General features: G+C 55.7%; 1 pseudogene. It reads right to left on the bottom strand.

From position 1 onward, the window contains the following. A pseudogene (locus tag SB765_RS29830) lies at positions 1-241 on the bottom strand (GGDEF-domain containing protein); the annotation flags it as partial. Between the last annotated feature and the right edge of the window lie 30 nt (positions 242-271).

Below are 271 nucleotides of genomic sequence, written 5' to 3'. Positions count from 1 at the left end.
CCGCACGCAGCGTGTTGCGGATCAGACCCGCAATAAGCAGCGCCGGAATAATCATTGCCAGTCCGGCAAACGAGGTGGAGGTCAGGATAAACCGCAGCCGCTCGCTGGTTTCAAAATCGGGATCATAGCTCAGGCCCAGCAGGCTGGAGATCCACGCCTCGAGCCCGAATTCCCACAGCGTGGAGAGTAAAATGATGGTCGCAATATTCAGCATTGCGAGCCAGAAAAGTTTCAGGCGCATGCGTTAGTTCCCGGTGATGGAAAGTGTCAG

The organism is Pseudomonas sp. SIMBA_067 (assembly GCF_046534675.1).
GTDB lineage: Bacteria > Pseudomonadota > Gammaproteobacteria > Pseudomonadales > Pseudomonadaceae > Aquipseudomonas > Aquipseudomonas putida.
This window is presented reverse-complemented; position numbering and strand designations above follow the sequence as displayed.